The 21,342-nt window shown below is 65.5% G+C and carries 21 protein-coding genes; 7 read left to right on the top strand and 14 right to left on the bottom strand.

Going from position 1 to position 21,342, the window contains the following annotated elements:
* Positions 1 to 38: 38 nt before the first annotated feature.
* The 3 genes from ACZZZM_RS05280 to ACZZZM_RS05270 form a co-directional block, all read right to left on the bottom strand.
* Complete coding sequence (locus tag ACZZZM_RS05280; RefSeq protein WP_463596382.1) at positions 39 to 344, bottom strand: YggT family protein; 306 nt, start codon at positions 342 to 344, stop codon at positions 39 to 41.
* A 69-nt stretch (positions 345 to 413) separates the two neighbouring features.
* A complete protein-coding gene (gene argB, locus ACZZZM_RS05275) occupies positions 414 to 1,310 on the bottom strand; it encodes an acetylglutamate kinase (protein ID WP_463594061.1) in 897 nt (298 codons plus the stop codon).
* 19 nt (positions 1,311 to 1,329) lie between these two features.
* Positions 1,330 to 2,007, bottom strand: coding sequence for a queuosine precursor transporter (locus ACZZZM_RS05270; protein ID WP_463594060.1), 678 nt, complete (start codon positions 2,005 to 2,007; stop codon positions 1,330 to 1,332).
* A 127-nt stretch (positions 2,008 to 2,134) separates the two neighbouring features.
* On the opposite strand from ACZZZM_RS05270, the gene ACZZZM_RS05265 reads away from it, so the two are divergent.
* Positions 2,135 to 2,605, top strand: coding sequence for a surface-adhesin E family protein (locus ACZZZM_RS05265; RefSeq protein ID WP_463594059.1), 471 nt, complete (start codon positions 2,135 to 2,137; stop codon positions 2,603 to 2,605).
* Positions 2,602 to 3,924 carry a NupC/NupG family nucleoside CNT transporter gene (locus tag ACZZZM_RS05260; RefSeq protein WP_463594058.1) on the top strand — a complete coding sequence of 441 codons (1,323 nt, stop codon included), beginning with the start codon at positions 2,602 to 2,604 and terminating at the stop codon, positions 3,922 to 3,924. Before ACZZZM_RS05265 ends, ACZZZM_RS05260 begins: the two co-directional genes overlap by 4 nt.
* Here ACZZZM_RS05260 and ACZZZM_RS05255 read toward each other — a convergent pair.
* Together ACZZZM_RS05255 and ACZZZM_RS05250 are read right to left on the bottom strand one after the other, a co-directional pair.
* Entirely contained in the window at positions 3,907 to 4,440 is a 534-nt protein-coding gene (locus ACZZZM_RS05255; RefSeq protein WP_463594057.1) for a GlcG/HbpS family heme-binding protein, read from the bottom strand. The genes ACZZZM_RS05260 and ACZZZM_RS05255 overlap by 18 nt on opposite strands.
* Positions 4,403 to 5,272: a 3-hydroxybutyryl-CoA dehydrogenase gene (locus ACZZZM_RS05250; protein ID WP_463594056.1), complete on the bottom strand. Its 870-nt coding sequence runs from the start codon at positions 5,270 to 5,272 to the stop codon at positions 4,403 to 4,405. The genes ACZZZM_RS05255 and ACZZZM_RS05250 overlap by 38 nt, the downstream gene beginning before the upstream one ends.
* A 63-nt stretch (positions 5,273 to 5,335) precedes the next feature.
* Between ACZZZM_RS05250 and ACZZZM_RS05245 the strand changes: the two genes are divergently transcribed.
* Positions 5,336 to 6,337 carry a DUF1176 domain-containing protein gene (locus ACZZZM_RS05245; RefSeq protein WP_463594055.1) on the top strand — a complete coding sequence of 334 codons (1,002 nt, stop codon included), beginning with the start codon at positions 5,336 to 5,338 and terminating at the stop codon, positions 6,335 to 6,337.
* Here ACZZZM_RS05245 and egtD read toward each other — a convergent pair.
* From egtD to gluQRS, 5 genes are all read right to left on the bottom strand, one after another.
* The gene (gene egtD / locus ACZZZM_RS05240) at positions 6,334 to 7,311 is read right to left on the bottom strand and encodes an L-histidine N(alpha)-methyltransferase (protein ID WP_463594054.1); all 978 of its coding nucleotides are present in this window, start codon (positions 7,309 to 7,311) and stop codon (positions 6,334 to 6,336) included. The two genes, ACZZZM_RS05245 and egtD, sit on opposite strands and share 4 nt — an antisense overlap.
* Before the next feature lie 121 nt (positions 7,312 to 7,432).
* Complete coding sequence (gene egtB, locus ACZZZM_RS05235; RefSeq protein WP_463594053.1) at positions 7,433 to 8,692, bottom strand: ergothioneine biosynthesis protein EgtB; 1,260 nt, start codon at positions 8,690 to 8,692, stop codon at positions 7,433 to 7,435.
* A gap of 51 nt (positions 8,693 to 8,743) precedes the next feature.
* Positions 8,744 to 9,289, bottom strand: a complete 546-nt coding sequence (locus tag ACZZZM_RS05230; protein WP_463594052.1) for a cob(I)yrinic acid a,c-diamide adenosyltransferase — start codon at positions 9,287 to 9,289, stop codon at positions 8,744 to 8,746.
* A 45-nt stretch (positions 9,290 to 9,334) separates the two neighbouring features.
* Positions 9,335 to 9,565 carry an HIG1 domain-containing protein gene (locus tag ACZZZM_RS05225; protein ID WP_463594051.1) on the bottom strand — a complete coding sequence of 77 codons (231 nt, stop codon included), beginning with the start codon at positions 9,563 to 9,565 and terminating at the stop codon, positions 9,335 to 9,337.
* Positions 9,566 to 9,574: 9 nt separating this feature from the next.
* Positions 9,575 to 10,435, bottom strand: coding sequence for a tRNA glutamyl-Q(34) synthetase GluQRS (gene gluQRS / locus ACZZZM_RS05220; RefSeq protein ID WP_463594050.1), 861 nt, complete (start codon positions 10,433 to 10,435; stop codon positions 9,575 to 9,577).
* A 98-nt stretch (positions 10,436 to 10,533) separates the two neighbouring features.
* On the opposite strand from gluQRS, the gene ACZZZM_RS05215 reads away from it, so the two are divergent.
* From ACZZZM_RS05215 to ACZZZM_RS05200, 4 genes are all read left to right on the top strand, one after another.
* Positions 10,534 to 11,100: an HNH endonuclease gene (locus ACZZZM_RS05215; RefSeq protein WP_463596381.1), complete on the top strand. Its 567-nt coding sequence runs from the start codon at positions 10,534 to 10,536 to the stop codon at positions 11,098 to 11,100.
* Positions 11,101 to 11,323: 223 nt separating this feature from the next.
* Positions 11,324 to 13,411, top strand: a complete 2,088-nt coding sequence (locus tag ACZZZM_RS05210) for a transglycosylase domain-containing protein (protein WP_463596380.1) — start codon at positions 11,324 to 11,326, stop codon at positions 13,409 to 13,411.
* Positions 13,412 to 13,443: 32 nt separating this feature from the next.
* Positions 13,444 to 14,448 carry a threonine aldolase family protein gene (locus ACZZZM_RS05205; RefSeq protein WP_463594049.1) on the top strand — a complete coding sequence of 335 codons (1,005 nt, stop codon included), beginning with the start codon at positions 13,444 to 13,446 and terminating at the stop codon, positions 14,446 to 14,448.
* 126 nt (positions 14,449 to 14,574) lie between these two features.
* Positions 14,575 to 15,483: a DMT family transporter gene (locus ACZZZM_RS05200; protein ID WP_463594048.1), complete on the top strand. Its 909-nt coding sequence runs from the start codon at positions 14,575 to 14,577 to the stop codon at positions 15,481 to 15,483.
* On the opposite strand, the gene ACZZZM_RS05195 is transcribed toward ACZZZM_RS05200, so the two are convergent.
* From ACZZZM_RS05195 to ACZZZM_RS05180, 4 genes are all read right to left on the bottom strand, one after another.
* Positions 15,393 to 16,202: a Rossmann-fold NAD(P)-binding domain-containing protein gene (locus ACZZZM_RS05195; RefSeq protein WP_463594047.1), complete on the bottom strand. Its 810-nt coding sequence runs from the start codon at positions 16,200 to 16,202 to the stop codon at positions 15,393 to 15,395. The genes ACZZZM_RS05200 and ACZZZM_RS05195 overlap by 91 nt on opposite strands.
* Before the next feature lie 194 nt (positions 16,203 to 16,396).
* Positions 16,397 to 18,010 carry a M28 family metallopeptidase gene (locus tag ACZZZM_RS05190; RefSeq protein ID WP_463594046.1) on the bottom strand — a complete coding sequence of 538 codons (1,614 nt, stop codon included), beginning with the start codon at positions 18,008 to 18,010 and terminating at the stop codon, positions 16,397 to 16,399.
* A complete protein-coding gene (locus ACZZZM_RS05185) occupies positions 18,007 to 19,602 on the bottom strand; it encodes a M28 family metallopeptidase (RefSeq protein ID WP_463594045.1) in 1,596 nt (531 codons plus the stop codon). The genes ACZZZM_RS05190 and ACZZZM_RS05185 overlap by 4 nt, the downstream gene beginning before the upstream one ends.
* Positions 19,599 to 21,290, bottom strand: a complete 1,692-nt coding sequence (locus ACZZZM_RS05180) for a M28 family metallopeptidase (protein ID WP_463594044.1) — start codon at positions 21,288 to 21,290, stop codon at positions 19,599 to 19,601. Before ACZZZM_RS05180 ends, ACZZZM_RS05185 begins: the two co-directional genes overlap by 4 nt.
* Between the last annotated feature and the right edge of the window lie 52 nt (positions 21,291 to 21,342).

Here is a 21,342-nt window from a genome sequence, read left to right as displayed (position 1 = left end):
ATAGAGGCCGAGAGCGGCTCCCGCCAGCGTTGTGAGGCTCAATAGCCCGCGCTGGCAAGCTGCTCGATCGCCGTTCGCAGCACATAATTGTTGAGGATGTATAGGATCAGCAGCACGACCAGCGGGCTCAGATCGAGTGCGCCGAAATCGGGCATGATCTTCCGCACCGGATCGTAGATCGGCCGAGTGATCCGCTCGAGCGCGGTCCAGATCGTGCGGACGAACTCGTTATAGGTGTTGATGACGTTGAACCCGATCAGCCACGACATGATCGCGTGGGCGATGATGATCCAGGTGACCACGGTCAGCAGCAGCTGCAGGATTTGCAGGAGCATGATCAGGATGGGGGTCAATATAGTCTCCGCGACGCCGGTTTTGGCCGAGATATAGGAAAAGCAGGCCTGGTGCCAAGCTCAGGCGTGCACCAGCGTGCCGACGCCCTGGCGCGTGAATATCTCGAGCAGCATCGCATGCGGCACGCGGCCGTCGAGGATGACCGCGGCGTCCACACCGGCCTCGACCGCTGCAACGCAGGTCTCGACCTTGGGAATCATGCCGCCGGAGATCGTGCCGTCGGCCTTGAGCGCGGCGATGCCCGCAGGGTCTAGATCGGTGAGCAGCGCGCCTGACTTGTCGAGCACGCCCGCCACATCGGTCAGCAGAAAGAAGCGCGCCGCGCCGCATGCGCCGGCGATCGCGCCAGCCATCGTATCGGCGTTGATATTATAGGTGTGCCCGTCGGCACCCAATGCGATCGGCGCGATCACGGGGATCACCTTTTCGCGCGCCAGGCTGGAAAGGATCGACGGATCGACTGCGACCGGCTCGCCTACAAACCCGAGATCGACATGGCGCTCGATGCCCTGCAGTGTATCGGCTTCGGCGCGCTTCACCTTCTCGGCGGTGACCAGCCCGGCATCCTTGCCCGAGATGCCGACCGCGCGGCCGCCGGCCTGGCCGATCCAGCCGACGATTTCCTTGTTGATGCTGCCGGCCAGCACCATTTCGGCGATCCGTGCGGTCTCGGCATCGGTGACGCGCAGGCCGCCGACGAACTGCGATTCGACGCCGAGCCGCTTGAGCATCGCGCCGATCTGCGGCCCCCCGCCATGCACGACGATGGGATTGATCCCCACTGCCTGAAGCAGCACGACATCCTCGGCGAAGTCGCGCGCCAGCTCGGGGTCGCCCATGGCGTGGCCGCCATATTTCACGACGAACGTGGCGCCCGCATAGCGCTGCAGATAGGGCAAAGCCTCAGTAAGCGTTTCCGCCTTGGCGAGCAGTGCGGGGTCGGGTGCGTTGGTCATCGCGGCCCTTTAGGCCCGGTCAGGCCGGGCGTCTATCCAGCGCACGGCCGATGGCGACGAACGCGTAGATCAGCAGCGGCACCAGCAGGATCGACAGCACCACCTTGGCCAACATCTGACCAACCAGCAATTCGCCGATCGGGAAGACGCCGTAAAAGGCAATGGTCACGAATATCAGCGTATCGGTGATCTGGCTTAGCACACTGGCCACGGCTGATCGCAGCCAGAGCAGGCCCCCGCCACTACGCTTGAGCGCGCCGAAGATCGTGACGTTGAGGATCTGCGAAATGCCATAGGCCACGATCCCGCCCAGCCAGATGCGCCACGTTGCGCCCAAAACATACTGGACCGCTGCCAACCCTTCGGGCTGCATTCCCGATGCTGCGGGAAGTGCATGCACGAGCCAGGACAGCACCACCGAGGTGAGCAGTGGCACGAAGCCCCACAGCACCAGCTTCTTGGCGGTATCCGGTCCGTGCAGCTCCGCGATTGCGCTCGATACCGCGACCAGCAGCAGGAACGCGAAGATGCCGGCCTCGACCGCGAGCGGCCCCGTTCCAACCCAATTTCCGATTTCGGAAAGCGGCCCCAGCGAGACCTGCTTGTTGCCGAGCACGCCCGCTATGCAGACCATGCCGCCATAGAAGATCGAAAGGACGAAGAGCGAGCGCTGGAGCGCGGGAGGGTTCGTGGCCATGCGCGGACGCTAGCGCCAATTCCGGGCGCTGCAAGCCCCGGTGCTGCGCGGGCACCACTTGCGTTCGGACCGCCGCCGCGCCAAGCTTCCCGCTATTCCCCGCGCCTTGCGGGAATCCGGGGGACGCATGTTTTCACTAGTTTCAGCAATCGCCCTGTCGCTCGGCGCCACCGCCGCACCGAGCAGCGATTGGTATTTGGTCGATGCCGATGCCAAAGGCAGCAACATCACCTTCATCGACAAGGACAGCATCCGCGCCAATGCGGCGGGCAATATCGAAGCCTCGATGTTCTCGGTGCTGGCCGCCGATAAGGACGGCGTTGCTGCCTATCGCTTCGTCGTCGAGTTCGCATGCAGCACTTCGAAATCGCGGATGTTGACCGGCGAAATGTTCGACGCTGCCTTGATGCATGATGCCCCGGCAGACATGGCGGACGAGTGGGACGGAACCGATCCTGGCACGCAGGGCGAGACGATCCTGAAATTCGCCTGTTCCAAGGGTGCCTCGCAGCCCGCCAGCAAATCGCTGGGCGATGCGCTGCCGCTTGCCAAGGGCCGTGAAATCCTCGCTGAACGCGCCGCAAAGAGGTCCAAATGAACCAGTTCCCCATCGGCATTTTCGGCATATTGGCGATCCTCGCCATTGCCTTCGCGCTTTCGAGCAACCGCCGCGCGATTCGCATCCGCGTGGTCGGCGCAGCATTTCTGCTTCAGGCCGGCATCGCCATCATCGTGCTGCGCACCAGCTGGGGCGTCGCTGCGATCCATAGCCTCTCCGGAGGGGTGAGCGCATTGCTCGGCTATGCGGGCGCGGGCACGAGCTTCCTGTTCGGTTCGCTCGCCAAGCCCGAGCTCGGTGGCAACAGCTTTGCGATTGCGGCGCTGCCAGTGATCATCTTCTTCGCGGCCTTGGTCTCGATCCTCTATCATCTCGGCATCATGCAGTTCTTGATCCGCTGGATCGGCGGGGCGATCGAGAAGGTCGTGGGCGTTACCAAGGTCGAATCGCTATGCTCGGCGGCCAACATCTTCGTTGGGCAGAGCGAATCGCCGCTGGTGATCCGGCCTTATCTGGCGCGGCTTACGCCTTCGCAGCTCTTCGCGGTGATGACCGTGGGCATGGCAGGCGTCGCAGGGACGATCCTTGCGGCCTATGCCAGCCTGCTTGGCCCGCAGTCCCTGCCCTATCTGCTCGCAGCTTCGTTCATGGCGGCGCCCGGCGGCCTGTTGATGGCCAAGATGATGATGCCCGACGAAATCCTGCCCAAGGATGGCGAGCTGCCGCTCGAGGATGCGCCTGCAGAAGATCAGGTGATCAAGGCGGTGGAGGAAGAAGTCGAGGAAGAAAAGGCCGCGAACCTGATCATGGCGGCGGCGACTGGGGCATCGACCGGCGTTAAGATCGCGGTTGCGGTCGGCGCGATGGTGCTGGCGTTCGTGGCGCTGGTGGCGCTAGCCAACGGACTTCTCGGCGGCCTGGGCAATTGGGTCGTGGCGCATTCGGCGACCTTCGGGACCGGCTTCCAGGGCTGGGCACAGACCTATCTCACCGATCTGAGCTTCCAGAAGATCATCGGCGCGGTGTTCGCGCCGGTCATGTATCTGCTCGGCATCTCGTGGCACGAGGCGGTCTCGGCGGGCGGATTGTTCGGCACCAAGCTGGTGCTCAACGAATTCGTCGCGTTCATCGATTTGGGCACGATGAAGGATCTGGCGCCGCGCACCGTGGCGATCATCACCTTCGCCTTGTGCGGCTTCGCGAATTTCAGCTCGATCGCGATCCAGATGGCTGCGACCGGAAGCCTCGCGCCCAATCAGCGGCCGATGATTGCCAAGCTCGGCATCCGTGCATTGATCGCGGGCAGCCTGGCGAACCTGATGTCGGCGGCGCTGGCGGGGCTATTGCTGCCCTACTAACGCGGCCTTGGCGATCTCGTCGTCTTCGGCCGCTGCAGCGCCGGAGACGCCGATCGCGCCGATGATCTTGCCGCCCGCCACGATCGGAATGCCGCCGGCGATGGGGAGCGAATCCGCATTGGCGAGCGTGATCGTGCGGCCCGCAAGGGTCCGCGCCTCCATCGCACTGGTCGCGCCACGATAGCGCGCCGAGGTCTCGGCTTTTTTCTGCGCGACGTAGATTGAGCCGTATTGGGTGTCGTCCATCTTGGCGAAGGCGACCAACTCACCCGAGGGCTCGACCACGGCGATAGCCATGCGGAAGCCCCGCGCTCTGCCCGCGGCGATTGCCTTGTCGATCAGCGCCTGCGCCGCATCGAGGCCGATGGGCGTGCCGTAGGCCGGGGCGGGCGTAGGCGCGGGTGTCGCCTGGGCCCATGCCTCGCGGGAAGAACGAATGCGGCGGCGGCAATCAGCAGCGTCTTCATGGGGCTTGCTCCTAGCGAGTGGGAACGGGCTCGGCTCCGTTATAATCATAGAAACCGCGCTTGGTCTTGCGGCCGTACCAGCCCGCTTCGACATATTTGACGAGGAGGGGCGCGGGGCGGAATTTGGGGTCACCGGTGCCTTCGAAGAGGACTTTGGTGATTTCTAGACAGGTATCGAGGCCGATAAAGTCGGCGAGCGTGAACGGGCCCATCGGATGGTTTAGGCCGAGCTGGCACGCGGCATCGATATCGGGGATCGTCGCCACGCCTTCGCCGAGCGCGAAGCAGGCTTCGTTGAGCATCGGCATCAGCACGCGATTGACGATGAATCCGGGCGCATCATTGGCGTGGACGATGCGCTTGCCGAGCGACTGGCCGAACTTCTCGACCGCAGCCACGGTGGCATCCGAGGTGGCGAGGCCGCGGATCAGCTCGATCAGGCCCATGACGGGTACTGGATTGAAGAAGTGGACGCCCATGAAGCGCGCCGGATCGGGCGAGGCCTGGGCCAGCCGCGTGATCGGGATCGACGAGGTGTTGCTGGCGAGGATCGCGTCCGGCCCGAGCACTTTGCCGACATTCTCGAAGATCTGGCGCTTGATCGCCTCGCGCTCGGTCGCGGCTTCGATGACGAGATCGCAGGGGGCAAAGGCATCGACGCCGCCGACGCACTCGATGTTGCCCAGCGCCGAATCCATATCGGCCTGGGTGATCTTTTCCTTTTCGACCGCGCGGGCGAGTTGTTTGGCGATCCCAGCCTTGCCGGCCTCGGCGCGGGCCTGGTCCATGTCCGACAGCAATACGCGGTAGCCGGCCTGCGCCGACACCTGCGCGATCCCCGCGCCCATCTGCCCCGCACCGATCACGCCAACGGTCTTCATGCCTTCTCTCCTGTTCTTGCCCCGCCCCTACCCCGGCCCAGCGCTTTCGGCTAGATATCCGCCATGCTCAGCTTGCTCCTTGCCGTCGCCGCGCTCGCGCAATCCCAGGACCGCCCGCAGGAGCGCATATTCGACGATTGGGCGGTGGCCTGCGACAATGTCAAAAGCTGCGAGGCGACTGCGCTGCAGGCACCCGACCAGTTCGGCGACCAACCGACCCAACTGCTGCTGACTCGCGCCGCCGGGCCGGCCGGCGCACTCAGCATCGCGATCGACCCAGCCGAACTGGTTGCAGGGCCGGTGACCCTGCTGATCGACGGCAAGGAAGCGGCGAGCGGCACGATCGGCGAGAATTACCGCGTCAGCGGCGCTGCCGCCGAACAGCTGGCCAAAGCGATGGCCGCAGGGAGCTGGCTCGAGCTTCGCGGCGGCGGCAAGCCGCTGGCGAAAATCTCGCTAGCCGGCATCTCGGCGACCTTGCGCTATATCGATGCCGAACAGGGCCGCGCCGGGACCGTGACGGCGCTGGTTGCCTCGGGGGCCAAGGCCGCGACGAGCGTGCCCGCGGCGGCAGCTTTGCCCGCCGTCCGGGCCGTACGCCCCGCCCCGGGGGCGGCGGAGACACCGGCCAAGCCACTGCTCGGCGAGCTTGCCAAGCTGGGCGATTGCGACCTCTCTACGCTCGCCGATCTGCCGGTCGAGCGCTACCGGCTCGACGCCCAGGCGACTTTGATCCTGATTCCGTGCGGGAGCGGGGCATATAATTTCAATAGCGCAGCGTTCGTGCTGCGCGGCGGCAAGGGCGCCCCGGCGGAATTCGACACCACGCCGGACTGGCTCGGCGGCGACGGACCGGGCATTTTGACCAACGCTGCATTCTCGACCACCGAAGGCGCGGTGCTGAGCAGTTTTTCCAAGGGGCGCGGGCTCGGCGATTGCGGAACCTCACAAAGCTGGGTGTGGGACGGCACCCGCTTCCGCATGATCGAGGCGCGCGTGCTCGGCGAATGCCGCGGATCGATCAACTGGCTGACCGTGTTCCGCGCCCAGCCCAACTGGCGCTAGGGCGCGCGGCGGCGAGGCTCGGCTTCGCAGAGGATCAGCCCGAACCAGTCCTGCGGATCGGTCCATTCGGCGATAGGCGTCCAGCCGCCGGCGCGCAGCAACAGCCGCGCGGCGTTGGGGCCGTATTTATGGCTGTTCTCGGTGTGGATCGTCTCGCCCGATCGCATCGCGAAGGGCCGGCCATCGACCGCGAACTCTACGTCGCGCACTGCCTCCAGATGCATTTCGATGCGGGCGGCGTCGGGGTTCCAGATCGCGCGGTGGCGGAAGGCGTCAACGGGGATCGTGCCGCCCAGCTCGCGGTTGATGCGCTCGAGCAGGTTCAAGTTGAACGCCGCGGTGACGCCCTGCGCATCGTCATAAGCGGGGACGAGGATTTCGGCGGGCTTGATGCGGTCCATGCCGATCAGCAGCCGCGCGCCCTCGCCCAGCCATTCGCGCATTGCCCGGAGCAGATCGACTGCATCCAGCGCTTCCATGTTGCCGATCGTCGAGCCGGGGAAAAAGCCGAGCTTGGGCAGGCTTGAGACCTGCTCCGGCAGCGGCAGCGGGCGCAGGAAATCCGCCTCCAGCGGATAGACCGGCAGACCGGGGAAATCGGCGGACAAAGCGCGGGCCGACTGGCGGAGGAAATCGCCGGAAATGTCGATCGGGACATAGGCCGCAGGCTGTATCGCGCGAAGCAAGGTCGGCGTCTTGGTGGACGAGCCCGAGCCGAATTCGACCACGGCAGCATTGGGCGCGGCGAGCGACTTGAGCTCGGCGCTGACCGATTCCAGCAACGCGGCCTCGGTGCGGGTCGGGTAATATTCGGGCAGCGCGGTGATCGCTTCGAACAGCTCCGAACCGCGGCGATCGTAAAACCAACGGGCGGGGATCGCGCGCGGGGTGGCGGCGAGGCCGGTGAGGACATCAGCGCGAAAATTAGGGTCGGCCAGGGTGGACTGGCCGTCTTCGGGCTCTTGTTTCAACATGACGCCACACTCCCGAAACCTTCGTCACCCTGAACTTGTTTCAGGGTCCAACCCTCGATCAAGGACATTGCTCGCGGCTCCTTGGATGCTGAAACAAGTTCAGCATGACGGAAGGAAAAGGTCATAGGTCCCTCGCCAGGCGCACGCCGGTGAATTGCCAGCGTTGGTGCGGGTAAAAGAAGTTGCGATAGCTGGCGCGCAGGTGTCCGCGCGGCGTCGCGCAACTGCCACCGCGCAGGATGCACTGCCCGCTCATGAACTTGCCGTTATACTCGCCGACCGCACCTTCGGCAGGCTTGAAGCCCGGATAGGGAAGATAGGCGCTGCGAGTCCATTCCCAGACATCGCCAAAGAATGCCGGGCCGCCGGGCGATGGGCGCGGCTCGACCGGACCTGCCGCGTCGAGCTGGTTGCCACCCGCGGGGTCATGGCCAGACGCCAGCGCTTCCCATTCGAATTCGGTAGGCAGGCGTGCACCCGCCCAGCTGGCATAGGCGTCGGCTTCGTAAAAGCTGACATGCGTGACCGGCGCGGCGGGATCGATCGGGCGGCGGCCGTCGAGCCCGAAGCGCGTCCAGGCGCCTTTCTCCATGCGCCAGTAAAGCGGGGCCTCGATGCGCTCCGCCTGCACCCAGGCCCAGCCGTCCGACAGCCAGTGGCGCGAATCGCGATAGCCGCCATCGGCGATGAACGCCGCCCATTCGCCGTTGGTGACGGTACGGTCGGCAAGGGCATAAGACGCGAGCAGGACCTGATGGCGGGGCCCTTCGCAATCGAAGGCGAAACCCGCGCCGTCATCGCCGACCTCGGCGATTCCTGCCGTGCCCTCGATCCATTCGATCGGCCCCGGCATCGCCACGGGAACTTTCGGCTGACCCTGCCACACCGCGGGCTCAAGCGGGTTTACCGAGAAGTGATGGAGGATATCGGTAAGCAGCAATTCCTGATGCTGCTGCTCGTGGTGCAGCCCCAAGGTCACCAAAGCCGCGATCTCTTCGCGTGCCTGCCCGAGCACTTCCTGCATCGCCGCATCAACATGCGCGCGATAGGCGAGCAGCTCCGCCAGCGACGGACGCGACAGCATGCCGCGCCGGGGCCGCGCGTGGCGTGCGCCTTCGGCTTCGTAATAGCTGTTGAACAGATAGGCGAAGCGCTCGTCATAAGGGCGATAGACAGGGACGTGATCGCGCAGGATGAAGGTTTCGAAGAACCAGGTCGTGTGCGCGAGATGCCATTTTGCCGGGGAGGCATCATCCATCGACTGAAGGGTTGCGTCGGCGTCGGAGAGCGGGGCGACCAGATCCACGCTCAGCGCGCGTGTCCGCGTGAAGCTTTCGGCAAGCAAAGTGGAAGCTGGGACGGGACCGGGCTCCGTTCGCATTATGTTCTCCAAACGCAACGGATAGATGGGATCAAGCAGCGCTAATGCAAGTTAGCGCGAGGCTCCCGGGACCCAGAGAACGTCTCCGCTGCCATGTTGGTTCACTGCGCGCGCCGCGACGAAAAGAAAGTCGGAGAGGCGATTGAGATATGCGAGCGGCTGGGCCGACGCGCTCGCGGCGACGGCGGCGCGCTCGGCCCGGCGGGTGACTGCGCGGGCGAGATGGAGCGCAGCCGCGCCCGCTTCGCCGGCGGGCAGGATGAAGCTGGTCAGCGCGCCGAGCGCGGTGTTGAGGTGATCGATACGCTCCTCCAGCCACTCGACCTGGTTGGGGACGATACGCAGCGCGCCATCTATGCCCTCAGGAGTCGCAAGATCGGCGCCGAGATCGAACAAATCGTTCTGGATGCGCGCGAGCATATCGCTGAAGCCCCCGGGGCCGAGCGCCGAGCGGGCGACTCCGATCGCACTATTGGCTTCGTCGACATCGCCTATCGCAGCCATTAGCGGCGCGGACTTGGCAATGCGCGAGCCATCGACCAGCCCGGTGGTGCCGTCGTCGCCGGTGCGGGTGTAGATCTTGTTGAGCTTTACCATTCCGCTTCCCTGGGCCCTCACTGCGGCGAAGACCGGGCAATCAACTCAGCCCTTGGACGACATGATCATCAGGATCAGCGCGATCACCACGATCGCGACGCCCTGGAGCAGGATGCGCTGCATCATCAGCTTGTTCGATTTGAGCGCGCGCTCGCTGGGGCCTTCGCCTTCGAGATCCGATGTAGTGGTGCCCGCCATGTTGACGAGGCCGCGGACCAATACGACGCCCACCGAGATGACGAGCGCGAGCAGCACGAAGGATAGGAAAAGCAGCATGGCTGCCGTCTACGCCTTTGCGGGGGCGATTCCAACCGGAAGCTGGCCGGATCGCAGGCGATCGGCGAGCCCGCGGCCATCTGCTCCGGCGAGGCGCATGGCTTCGAGCGTGGGCGCATTGTGGCGCTTGGCGAGGCGAGTGCCGCCAGGCCCGCTGAGCAGGGGGTGATGGCGGTATTCGGGAGTGGGCAAATCGAGCAGCGTCTGGAGCAGGCGGTGGACGTGTGTGGCCTGGAACAGGTCTTCGCCGCGGATGACATGGCTGACGTGCTGGGCGGCGTCGTCCAGGGTTACGGCAAGGTGGTATGAGGCTGGGGCGTCCTTGCGAGCGAGGACGACGTCGCCGGCCGGACGGGGGTCGGCGGGGATAGGTGTGCCGTGGTCGGTCCACATCAGTTCTCTTTCCCTGTGAGACAGGGCGGGAGCCTTTGCGAGCGCCTTTTCCATATCCAGCCGCCAGCAATGCGGTTTGGTCAGGTCCGGGGCCGCCAGCCCGCGGCAGGTTCCTGGATAGACCGCGCCTTCCGGGCCGTGTGGTGCAGTCAGGCTGGCAGCGATATCGGCTCGGGTGCAAAAGCAGGGGTAGAGCAGGCCCATTGCTATGAGCCGGTCGAGTGCGGCTTCGTAAAGCGGGAGGCGCTGCGACTGGAAGGTGATTTTGCCGTCCCATTCCAATCCCAGCCATTCCATATCGGCGAGGATCGCGGCGACATGCTCGGGACGCGAGCGGGTGCCGTCTATGTCTTCGATGCGGAGCAGGAAGCGGCCCTGGTGCGTCCTCGCAAAATCGTGCGCGAGGATCGCCGACCAGGCGTGCCCCAGGTGCAGCCGCCCGGTGGGGCTCGGCGCGAACCGGGTTACGATTTCCATGATTGCGACTCTTGACCGCGAGTCACGGCCTGTGCAGTCTCGCGGCCATCACGCTTCGCTGGCAGATGCGGGGCGCGCAGAAGGGTGAAGGGGTACGCATGTATCATCCCGATCTGATCCGCCATCCGGATGGTTGTCCTGCGCTCGTCCTCAATGCCGATTATACGCCGCTCAGTTACTATCCGCTCTCCGTGTGGCCGTGGCAGACCGCGGTCAAGGCGCTGTTTCTCGACCGGGTCGATGTGGTCGACTTCTACGAACGCGAAGTCCGAAGTCCCAGCGCGGTGCTGAAGCTGCCTTCGGTCATCGCGCTCAAGCAATATGTCCGTCCCTCGCAATTCCCCGCCTTCACGCGCTTCAATCTCTTCCTACGCGACAAGTTCGAGTGCCAATATTGCAGCACTCCGCGCGACCTCACCTTCGACCATGTGGTCCCCCGTGCCCAGGGCGGACGCACTACCTGGGAGAATGTCGCCACTGCCTGTGCGCCGTGCAATCTGCGCAAGGGCGGGCGCACGCCGAAACAGGCGAAGATGCCGCTGCACCTCGAGCCGATCCGCCCGACGAGCTGGCAGCTGCAGGAGCACGGGCGGCGGTTCCCGCCGAACCATTTGCACGAGACGTGGCGGGACTGGTTGTATTGGGATGTCGAGTTGGAGGCTTGAGCCTCGTTCTGTCTTATTCTAATAACACACCGTGGTGTTGTGCTTTTCTGATTCGCCGCTGACCGGTAAGGCAGTTTGAATGGCGCGCGAACCCGGCCCTTTTGATGTGCGCTTCCCGCTTCGGCGCCAGGACAGCGATCCTGAGCCGGTCGCGGTGAAGCGCGAGGCGAAGGCGTGGCGCCCGCGGCCTGCCAAGCCCGAGCCGCTGGAACTGAGCGGCGGGATGCCGCCCCCCGATGCCGAGCCTATGTTTGAACGGGTCCGGCGCGCGGTGTTGCCGCCGTCTCCGCCTCCGCCCCCTCCCCCGCCGCCGGCGTATGCCGAACCGGTGCCTGCAGGGGGCTACACCAGCAATCTGCCGGTCGCTTACAAGAAGCGTTCGTGGAAATGGCTGACGCGGAGCATCGCGGCGTTCGTCGTGCTGTTCATCGTCGCGGTGGCCTGGCTGGCGCTGACGGCGCCGCTTTCCAAATCGCTCCAGCCGCCAGTGCCACCTTCGATCACATTGCTCTCGGCCGAGGGCAAGGAGATCGCGCGGCGCGGCGCGGTGATCGGCGCGCCGGTCGATGCGGCCAAGCTGCCCAAGCATGTGCGCGACGCGTTCATCGCGATCGAGGACCGGCGCTTTTACTCGCACATGGGCGTCGATCCGCGCGGGATCATGCGTGCCTTCGTGCACAACATCACCAGCGACGATCGCTCGCAGGGCGGCAGCACGATCACCCAGCAGCTGGCCAAGAATGCGTTCCTGAGCTCGGACCGGACCTTCGGGCGCAAGGCGCAGGAAGTGCTGATCTCGTTCTGGCTCGAGGGCTGGCTGAGCAAGGACGAGATCCTCTCGCGCTACCTCTCGAACGTCTATTTCGGCGACAACGCCTATGGACTGGAGGCTGCCGCGCAGCATTATTTCAGCTGCGCTGCCGACGAGCTGAGCTTGAGCCAGGCGACGATGCTCGCCGGGCTAGTGCAGGCGCCTTCGCGGCTTGCTCCCACCGGCAACCTCAAGGGCGCGCGCGACCGCCAAAAGCTGGTGATCGCCTCAATGGTGAGCGCGGGGCTGCTGACCAAGACCGAGGGCGCCAATGTGCGCCCGGCGGTGCTCAAGCTCGGCAAGAGCCGCGACTTGCCCAACGGGACCTATTTCGCCGATTGGGTGCTGCCCCAGGCGCGCGACCGCGCAGGCGAAGTCGCGACCGAGCAGACCGTGAAGACCACGCTCGAAGTCGCGGCGCAGCAGGCCGCCGAGCGCGCGGTCAAGAATGCCGGGCTCAACAAATCGCAGATCGCGATCGTGGCGATGCGGCGCGACGGGCGCGTGATCGCGATGGTCGGCGGCAAGAATTACGCGGCGAGTCCGTTCAACCGCGCGACCCAGGCACGGCGCCAGCCGGGATCGACCTTCAAATTGTTCGTCTATCTTGCGGCCCTGCGCGCGGGGATGACCCCCGACAGCGTCGTCGACGATTCGCCGGTGCAGATCGGCGACTGGAAGCCTTCGAACAGCGACGGGCGCTATGCCGGGCGGATCTCGCTGCGCCAAGCGTTTGCCAAGTCGAGCAACGTCGTCGCCGCGCGGCTGACGCATCGCTTGGGCATCGGCGCCGTGACGCAGGCGGCGCGCGACCTGGGGATTTCGACTCCGATCGGCAACGACGCTTCGGTAGGGCTCGGCACCTCGACGGTCTCCCTGCTCGAATTGACCGCGGCCTATGCATCGGTAGCGAACGGCTCCTATCCGGTGCGGCCCAAGGGCCTGTCCGATTACGAGGCAGCGAGCGACTGGCTGGTGCGGCGGCTGGGCGCGCCGCAGCGATTCTCGACCCGCCAGCTCGACCAGTTGCGCGAATTGCTTTCGACCGTGGTGGAGAGCGGCACCGGGCGCGGCGCGGCGCTTCCGATTCCGACCTTCGGCAAGACCGGGACGACGCAGGACAATCGCGACGCCCTGTTCATCGGCTATGCCGGCGACATCGTCACCGGCGTATGGCTGGGCAATGACGATAATTCGCCCAATCCGGGCCTGTCGGGCAGCGGACTGCCGGCGCGGGTGTGGCGCGATTTCATGACGCGCGCGCTCGACCTGCGCATCCCGCCGCCCGAGCCGACCACCGAGCCCGACAATTTCACCATCGATCTCGAGGATGTCGTCAACGGCGTCGGCGGGTTCTTCGACGATAGTGGCATTCGCACCGAGATCATCCGCCCGCGCGACGAAGAGGAAGCGCCGCTAGAACCCGAGGACGAGCCGACCGGGGACGACCGCTTCCTCCCCGACCGTCGCGCACCCGACCGGCGCGACGAGCGGCGTTGACCTGAGCGAACGCCGCCCGCATTGCGGGCGCCATGCGCTTCTTCTCCGACAATGCCGCCCCCGTCTGCCCGCAGGTGCTCGCTGCACTTGGCGAAGTGAACATTCTCGACACCGCTTATGATGGCGATCGCTGGTCTAAGCAGATGGACGGGCGGTTCTCGGAATTGTTCGGGACCGAGGTGCGTGCGCTCTGGGTGGCGACGGGGACCGCGGCGAACAGCCTCGCGCTCGCCGCGCTCTGCCCGCCGCATGGCGGAATCGTGTGCCACCGCGAGGCGCACATCAATGTGGACGAATGCGGCGCGCCCGAATTCTACACGCACGGCGCCAAGCTGATGCCGGTCGATGGCCCGGGCGCCAAGCTGACGCCGGAGGCGATCCTGGCGACGGTCTCGGCGATTCGCGACGACGTCCACCAGGTCCAGCCGCACGCGATATCGATCACCCAGGCGACCGAATACGGACTGGTCTATTCGCCCGCGGAAGTGGCAGCGATCGGCGCGCTGGCGAAGGAGCGCGGGCTGGGGCTGCACATGGACGGCGCGCGCTTCGCCAATGCAGTGGCCCATCTGGGCTGCGATCCGGCGGAGGTGACCTGGAAGGCGGGCGTGGACGTGCTCAGCTTCGGCTTCGTCAAGAATGGCGGGATGAGCGCGGAGGCTTTGCTGTTCTTCAAGCCCGAGCTGGCCGATGCGACGCTCTATCGCCGCAAGCGCGCCGGCCTGCTTTCGTCCAAGGGGCGCTATTCGGCGGCGCAGATTCTGGCGATGCTCGACGGGGATTTGTGGCTGGCGAACGCGCATGCGGCCAATGCGGGCGCGCGCCTGCTGGCCGAGGCAGCGGGGGACCGGTTGGTCTATCCGGTCGAGGCGAACGAGGTCTTCCTACGGGTTTCGGGGGAGGAAGCGGCTGGGCTGCGGGCGTTGGGGTTCGATTTTTATGACTGGGGGGTTGGTGAGGCTCGCTTGGTGGTAAGCTGGGACCAGGCCGAGGACGCGATCCGGCCGCTGGCCGATGCGATCGGGGCGCTCTCTTGATCCTCCCCGGCGCGGGGAGGTGGCACGCGCAGCGTGACGGAGGGGGACCTCCGCAAGTGACTCCTTTGCGGGCGCCCCCTCCACCATCCTTCGGATGGTCCCCCTCCCCGTTCCGGGGAGGATCTGATGGATAAGCCCCAATCCACGCGCCTGTCGGTGCTGATCCCGTTTGCGATCATAACCTTGATCTGGGGCTCGACCTGGCTGGTCATCAAGGACCAGCTCGAAAGCGTGCCGCCAAGCTGGTCGGTGGCCTATCGCTTCGCGGTCGGCGGCGTGGCGATGCTGATCTGGGCGGCGATGCGCAAGGACCGGCTGGGGCTCGATGCGCGCGGGCTGATCTTTGCGACGCTGCTGGGGTTCGCGCAGTTCGTGCTCAACTTCAACCTGGTCTACCGCGCCGAGCAGCACATCACTTCGGGGGTGGTCGCAGTGGTGTTCGCATTGCTGCTGGTGCCCAATGCGATCCTGGCGCGCGTGTTTCTCGGGCAGAGGATGGGGCGGCAACTGCTCGTCGGATCGGTGGTCGCGGTCGCCGGCGTGGCCTTGCTCTTCGTCCACGAGGGTCGGCTGAGCCCGACCGGGACCCGGGAGACGCTGATCGGCATCGGGCTGTCGCTGACCGCGGTGCTCTGTGCGTCCTCCGCGAACGTGATGCAGGGAACGCGGACGTCGAAGGCCTATCCGATGTCGACGATCATCGGCTGGGCGATGCTGAGCGGCGCAGCGATCAACGCGGTGTTCGCGCTGGCGACGGTGGGCGCGCCCGTGTTCGACACCCGGCCGAGCTATATCGCCGGGCTGATCTATCTCGGCGTGCTCGGTTCGGCCTTTGCGTTCAGTCTCTATTTCCGGCTGATCCAGACGATCGGCCCGGCCAAAGCCGCCTATACCAGCGTGCTGATCCCCGTGATCGCGATGCTGCTGTCGACGCTGTTCGAAGGCTATGTCTGGTCGTGGATCGCGGGTGCCGGCGCGCTGCTGGTGATGGCCGGGCTGGTGATCGCGCTCAAGGCGCGCAGGCCCAACCGGTAATCCGAGTAAAGCGGGCGCCAGCCGAGAATCCGCTTCGCCTTGCCGTTCGCGACGCGGCGGTTCTCCGAATAGAATGCGCGCGCCTGGGGGCTGAGATCGGCTTCTTCCAGCAGGACCAGCTGCGGCGGGGCGCGGCCGAGCAGCGCGCAGGCATGGGCGATCACTTCGCTTTGCGGCGCGGGCATATCGTCGGCGAGATTGTACGCCCCGGCTGGAGCGTCGAAGCCGGCGATGACGCCTTCGACGATGTCGTCGACATGCACGCGGCTGAAGACCTGCCCGGGCGCATGGACACGGAAGGCAGGGACGCGATCGAGCGCCGAGCGGCCGGGGCCGTAGATGCCGGGCAGGCGAAACACGCGCGCGCCCATTGCGAGCCATCCACTATCGGCCTGCGCGCGGGCGCTGCGGCGGCCAGTGCCGATGGGGGCGCTCTCATCGACCCAGGCACCCTTGGTGTCGCCATAGACTCCGGTCGAGGAAAGATAGCCTAGCCAGGCGCCGGTGGCGGCGAGCTGCGGTGCATAGGCGGCAAGGATCGGATCGGCTTCGCCGGGCGGGACCGAGGAGAGGATGTGCGTGGCGTGCGCGATCTCGAACGCAGTGCGGTCGGCGTCGTGGAGAATATCGCGGGTGACCGTGGCGATTCGGCCGCTGTCCGCTAGTCGCGCGATCAGGCGCGAGGCGGTGTAGCCGGGACCGAAGATCAGGAGGCGCACTAGATCCTCCCCGGCACGGGGAGTGTTCGAATGATATCGCGTCCCCCGGACACGATATTGGCCAGCCGGGGGCTGGCCAAAGCTCGAACACACGCGAAGCGTGACGGAGGGGGCTCTCCCCGCACCGCATCGCCCGCGGCGCTCCCCCTCCACCGGCCTTCGGCTGGTCCCCCTCCCCGTTCCGGGGGGATCTCTTACTTCGCGCCATACCCATCGAACTGGAGCCCGAAGAAATCGCCCTTGTTCCAGCTCGGGCGCTTGTCGCCGTCGGCGAGCGCGCGGGCGACGGCGTAATTCAGGCGGGCAAATTTGGCGACGGAGCTCCAGTCGAACGGCAAGTCGATCTGGTCCGAAGGCTTGTGGTAATTTTCTTCGAGGAATTTCTTCTGCGCGGCAGCGCCCGCGCCGCCGGGGCCAGTGTCGATCGAGACCGCGGGGATGCCTGCCTTGACGAAGCTGTAATGGTCCGAGCGGACGAAGAACATTTCCTCAGGCGCGGGATCGGGGACGACCTTAAGACCTTCGGCTTCGGCGGCCCTGGCGACCACCGGACCCAGGCTCGAGCGCTCGCCGCCGAGGACGACGACGTCTTCCAGCGGGTAGGTCAGGATCGGCATGTCCATGTTGACGTCGGCGACGATCCTGTTCTTCGACACGACAGGAAAATTGGCGAAATAGTCCGAGCCGATCAGGCCCTTTTCCTCGGCGGTCAGCGACACGAACAGGATCGAGCGGCGCGGGCGCTTGCCCGATGCCTGGAAGGCGCGCGCAACTTCGAGCATGATCGAATTGCCGACGGCATTGTCCATCGCGCCATTATAGATGCGGTCGCCCTTTGCGTCGGGTTCGCCAACGCCGACATGGTCGAGATGGGCGGAAAGGACGATATATTCGTTCTTGAGAACCGGATCCGATCCCTCGATCAACCCGACGACGTTCTTGGTCGCGCTGGCGCGTACCGTAACCTTGGTCGAGGCCGAGAGCGTGCCGAGGAGTGCCCCGGTGGGCAGCTTGGCGCCCTTCTTCTCGGCAGCGATCAGATCGGCCCATTTGATCTTGCTACCGGCGAATAGCTTTTCGGCACCGACGGGCCCGACATAGCCGATCACCGGAGCTCCCGGTGCCGGGGCGTTGGGCTTGCCGTCAGGCCCTGCCCAGCCGCTGCGCTCATAATCCCAATAGGGAACGATCGCTTCGAAAGGGAATTGCGCGCGGCGCGCCGGGGATTCGATGATCAGTACGCCCTTGGCGCCGCGCGCCTCGGCGAGCTTGGCCTTCTGGTCGTCGTCGCCGAAATGCGCGGCGACTTCGTTGGGCAGCCCCGCGGGGGTGCCGGGGAAGATCGCCACGATCTTTCCGCGGACGTCCAGGCCCTTATATGCGTCAATCTTGCCCTGCGGATAGACCACGCCATAGCCGGCGAAGACCAGCCCGCCCTGAACCACGGTCTCGGGCGCAAGCGTGCCGGTGGTGTTGATAAAGTCGATGCCGAACTGGAACGGGATCGCCGAGCCGCCGCGCGTAATCGTCCACTTGGCCTTTTCGGAAGGCTTGTAGGTGGTCAGCTTGACGGGCTGGAACCACTGTCCCTCCGCCCCAGGCTTCAATCCCCGTGCCATCATCTGCGCGGCCATATATTCGGCGGCGACGTCGAAATCAGGCGTGCCCGCTTCGCGCCCACGCATCGCATCGGAACTGAGGAACTGGACGTGCGACTTGAGCGCGGCCTGGTCCGCGGGAAGCTCCTGGGCCGCGACGGGCGCGGCGAGGAGCAGGAAGGGCAGCAGCGCCCAAGCCGGTTTCGTCACTTCGCCATTGGCCCCTTGTACAAAGTCCCGAAGAAGTCGCCCTTGTTCCAGGTCGGGCGCTCATCGGCATTGGCGAGCGCGCTGGCGATCGCATGGTTGAGCTTCACGAAGCGCAGCCCCTGGGTCCAGTCGATCAGTTCCATATGGTCCGAGGGCTTGTGATAATGCTTCTCGAGGAATTCCTTGGCCGCGGCAGCGCCGGGACCGCCGGGTCCGACGTCGAGCGAAACGGACGGGATGCCCGCCTTGACGAAGCTGTAATGATCCGAGCGGACGAAGAAGTTCTGCTCAGGCTCGGGATCGGGGACGACCTTGACGCCTTCGGTCGCGGCAGCCGCTGCGACGACGGTGCCGACCGAACTGTGATCGGCGCCGACTGCGACCAGATCCTCGAACGCATAGGTGAGGATCGGCATGTCGAGATTGACGTCGGCAACGATCGCGCTGGCGGGAACCGGCGGGCGCGCGGCGAAATATTCGGAGCCGACCAGCCCCTTTTCCTCGGCAGTCACAGCGACGAACAGAATCGAGCGGCGCGGCTTCTTGCCGCCGTCGCGGAAGCGCTTGGCGACTTCGAGCATCGATCCGGTGCCGACGGCATTGTCCATCGCGCCGTTATAGATCTTGTCGCCGGTCGCATCGGGCTCGCCGACGCCGACATGATCGAGATGCGCCGAGATGACGACATATTGATCCTTGAGATCGCTACCTTCGAGCAGGCCGACGACATTGTTGCCGGCGACCTTTTTGATGTCGGTATTGGCAGTCGCCTCAATCGAGACGCCGAGGGCCCCCCGCTTCAATGCCTTGCCGGCCTTGTCGGCCGCGAGCGTCGCCGCCCAGTCGATCTTGCTGCCTTCGAACAATTTGGCGGCCCCGTCGAAGCCGAGATAGGCGAAGGCGGGCGCGCTGGCGGTCGTGCCGCTTTGGCCGTCCGACCAGGTCATCGCCGGGTTGTTCCAATAGGGCTTGGTCGCCGCGAACGGGAACAGGCCGTGGCGGGTATTGCCTTCGATCAGGATCACGCCGATCGCGCCATGCTCGGCGGCGACGCGGGCCTGCTCGTCGGGCTGACCCAGATGCGCGCGAGCATCGCCGGGCAAGTGCTTGGGAGCGTCGCGGAGCACCGCGACGATCTTGCCCTTCACGTCCAGGCCCTTGTAATCGTCATAGCCGCTGGCCTTGTCGACCACGCCGTAGCCCGCGAAGACCACCGGAGCCGAAACCGAGACCTTGGCGACATGCGGATTGGCGCGCGCGAAATAATGCGTGCCCCATTCCAGCGGCACCGAAGTCGCGCCGTGCTTGACCACGAAACTGCCATGATCGGCGCTCTGGAAGCCGACGAGCGGCACGGGCTGGAGCCAAGTGCCGCCGGTCGCGCCCGGCTTGAGGCCTGCTGCGAGCATCTGGGCTGCTACATATTGCTCAGCGATCGCGATTTCGGGCGAGCCGGTGTCGCGTCCCTTCATAGCATCGGATGCGAGGAACTGGACGTGCGCCTTGAGCGCAGCCGCGTCGGGGGAGAGATCCTGGGCCGCGACCGGAGCCGCGGCGAGGAGCGTGGTGGCGAGGAGGAGCGCGCGGATCACTTGGCCATCGCTCCGCCGAAGGTGGTGCCGAAGAAATCACCCTTGTTCCACACCGGCTTCTGGTCGCCATCGGCGATCGCGCGGGCGATGCGATAATTCACGTCGACGAAGCGCACGCCCGATTCCCAATCGATCGCGGGGGTCTGGACGACTTCATCCGAGGGCTTGTGATAATTGTTCGCGAGGAAGGCGTCGACCGCGGCCTTGCCCGGACCCTTTTCGCCCGGCCACAGGAAGATCGAGGGCACGCCTTGCTGGACGAAGCGGTAATGGTCCGAGCGGACGAAGAATGCTTCGTCGGGACGCGAATCGGGGGAGACGGTCACGCCCACTTCGGCAGCCGCCTTGGTCGCGATCTGGCCGATCGTCGAATGCGCCGCGCCGAAGGGCACGATGTCTTCGAACTTGTAGTTGATGATCGGCATGTCGAGATTGACGTTGGCGACCAGATTGCCCTTCGGCAGCGTCGGATTGTTGGCGTAGTAATCCGCGCCGACCAGGCCCTTTTCCTCGGCAGTGACGGCAAGGAACAGGATCGAGCGGCGGGGCGCCTTGCCCGACAGCTTGAAGCGCTTGGCTTCCTCGATCAGCGAGGCGATGCCGACGGCATTGTCCATGGCGCCGTTATAGATGGTGTCGCCGAATGCGTTGGCCTTGCCTACGCCGACATGGTCGAGATGCGCGGAGAGAACGACGACTTCGTCCGACAGATCGGTGCCCTTGAGCAGGCCGGCGACATTGTAGCTGGGGAGCGGCGTGAATTCGGTCTTGAGATTGACGGTCAGCGTGCCCGGAAGCTGGATCGCCTTGAACACTGCCTTGTCGTCCTCGGCGAGCTTGATCACGTCTGCCCACTTGGCTTTCGAGCCTTCGAACAGCTTGGCGGCACCCGCCTTGCTGAGCAGGCCGAGGCCTGGCGTGGCGGGGCTGGCGATATGGCCGGTGCCGTCCTTATTGGCCCAGCCGACGCGCGGACGATCCCAAAAGGCAGTCAGCGCGGCGAAGGGCAGGCTGCCACGGCCGGTGCGCGGCGATTCGAGCGTGATATAGCCGACTGCGCCCTTCTGCATGGCAATGGCGGCCTTGGCCGCTCCGCCCGACAAGTGCGCGCGCTCTTCGGGCGGGAAATCGCCGGGCGCGCCGGGGAAGAAGATGACGATCTTGCCGCGGACGTCGACGCCCTTGTAATCGTCGCGGCCGAGACCGACGATGCCATAGCCGACGAACACCACCGGCGCCGTCAGGCTGTAATCGAGCTTCGCGGCATTGGCGCCGGGATAATAATCCTCCCCGAAGACCAGATCGGTGGCGGCTGCACCCTTCTTGGCAGTAAACGCCATGCTGCCCTTGCCCGCCGGCTTGACGCTGATCAGCGGCACCTTCTGCAGGAACGAGCCTTCGTCGCCCGCGGGGCGGAGGCCGGCGGCGTAGAATTGCGCGGCAACATATTGCGCGGCGATGTCGAATTCGTTGGTGCCGGCTTCGCGGCCCTTCATCGGATCCGAGGCGAGGAACATGACGTGCGACTTCATCGCCGCCTGGTCCGCGGGCAGCTCCGCATTGATGATCGCATTTTTCTCGGGTGTCGGCAGCGGCGCGGCGAGCGGCGGAACCGCCGGATGATCCTGCGCCATGGCGGGGAATGCGGCGAACATTGCGAGCGCCAGCGGCGCAGTCAGACGAACCATGGACGAACCTCTCGGGGAGAATGCGGTGTGCCGCACCGGTAGCACGGCTGGT

It is taken from the genome of Sphingomonas sp. AC522, assembly GCF_979258125.1.
This window is presented reverse-complemented; position numbering and strand designations above follow the sequence as displayed.

Coding starts and splice junctions, on each gene's coding strand:
- argB (WP_463594061.1), bottom strand. CDS start 1,310: ATGACCAACGCACCCGACCCCGCACTGCTCGCCAAGGCGGAAACGCTT.
- ACZZZM_RS05270 (WP_463594060.1), bottom strand. CDS start 2,007: ATGGCCACGAACCCTCCCGCGCTCCAGCGCTCGCTCTTCGTCCTTTCG.
- ACZZZM_RS05265 (WP_463594059.1), top strand. CDS start 2,135: ATGTTTTCACTAGTTTCAGCAATCGCCCTGTCGCTCGGCGCCACCGCC.
- ACZZZM_RS05260 (WP_463594058.1), top strand. CDS start 2,602: ATGAACCAGTTCCCCATCGGCATTTTCGGCATATTGGCGATCCTCGCC.
- ACZZZM_RS05255 (WP_463594057.1), bottom strand. CDS start 4,440: ATGATTATAACGGAGCCGAGCCCGTTCCCACTCGCTAGGAGCAAGCCC.
- ACZZZM_RS05250 (WP_463594056.1), bottom strand. CDS start 5,272: ATGAAGACCGTTGGCGTGATCGGTGCGGGGCAGATGGGCGCGGGGATC.
- ACZZZM_RS05245 (WP_463594055.1), top strand. CDS start 5,336: ATGCTCAGCTTGCTCCTTGCCGTCGCCGCGCTCGCGCAATCCCAGGAC.
- egtD (WP_463594054.1), bottom strand. CDS start 7,311: ATGTTGAAACAAGAGCCCGAAGACGGCCAGTCCACCCTGGCCGACCCT.
- egtB (WP_463594053.1), bottom strand. CDS start 8,692: ATGCGAACGGAGCCCGGTCCCGTCCCAGCTTCCACTTTGCTTGCCGAA.
- ACZZZM_RS05230 (WP_463594052.1), bottom strand. CDS start 9,289: ATGGTAAAGCTCAACAAGATCTACACCCGCACCGGCGACGACGGCACC.
- ACZZZM_RS05225 (WP_463594051.1), bottom strand. CDS start 9,565: ATGCTGCTTTTCCTATCCTTCGTGCTGCTCGCGCTCGTCATCTCGGTG.
- gluQRS (WP_463594050.1), bottom strand. CDS start 10,435: ATGGAAATCGTAACCCGGTTCGCGCCGAGCCCCACCGGGCGGCTGCAC.
- ACZZZM_RS05215 (WP_463596381.1), top strand. CDS start 10,534: ATGTATCATCCCGATCTGATCCGCCATCCGGATGGTTGTCCTGCGCTC.
- ACZZZM_RS05210 (WP_463596380.1), top strand. CDS start 11,324: ATGCCGCCCCCCGATGCCGAGCCTATGTTTGAACGGGTCCGGCGCGCG.
- ACZZZM_RS05205 (WP_463594049.1), top strand. CDS start 13,444: ATGCGCTTCTTCTCCGACAATGCCGCCCCCGTCTGCCCGCAGGTGCTC.
- ACZZZM_RS05200 (WP_463594048.1), top strand. CDS start 14,575: ATGGATAAGCCCCAATCCACGCGCCTGTCGGTGCTGATCCCGTTTGCG.
- ACZZZM_RS05180 (WP_463594044.1), bottom strand. CDS start 21,290: ATGGTTCGTCTGACTGCGCCGCTGGCGCTCGCAATGTTCGCCGCATTC.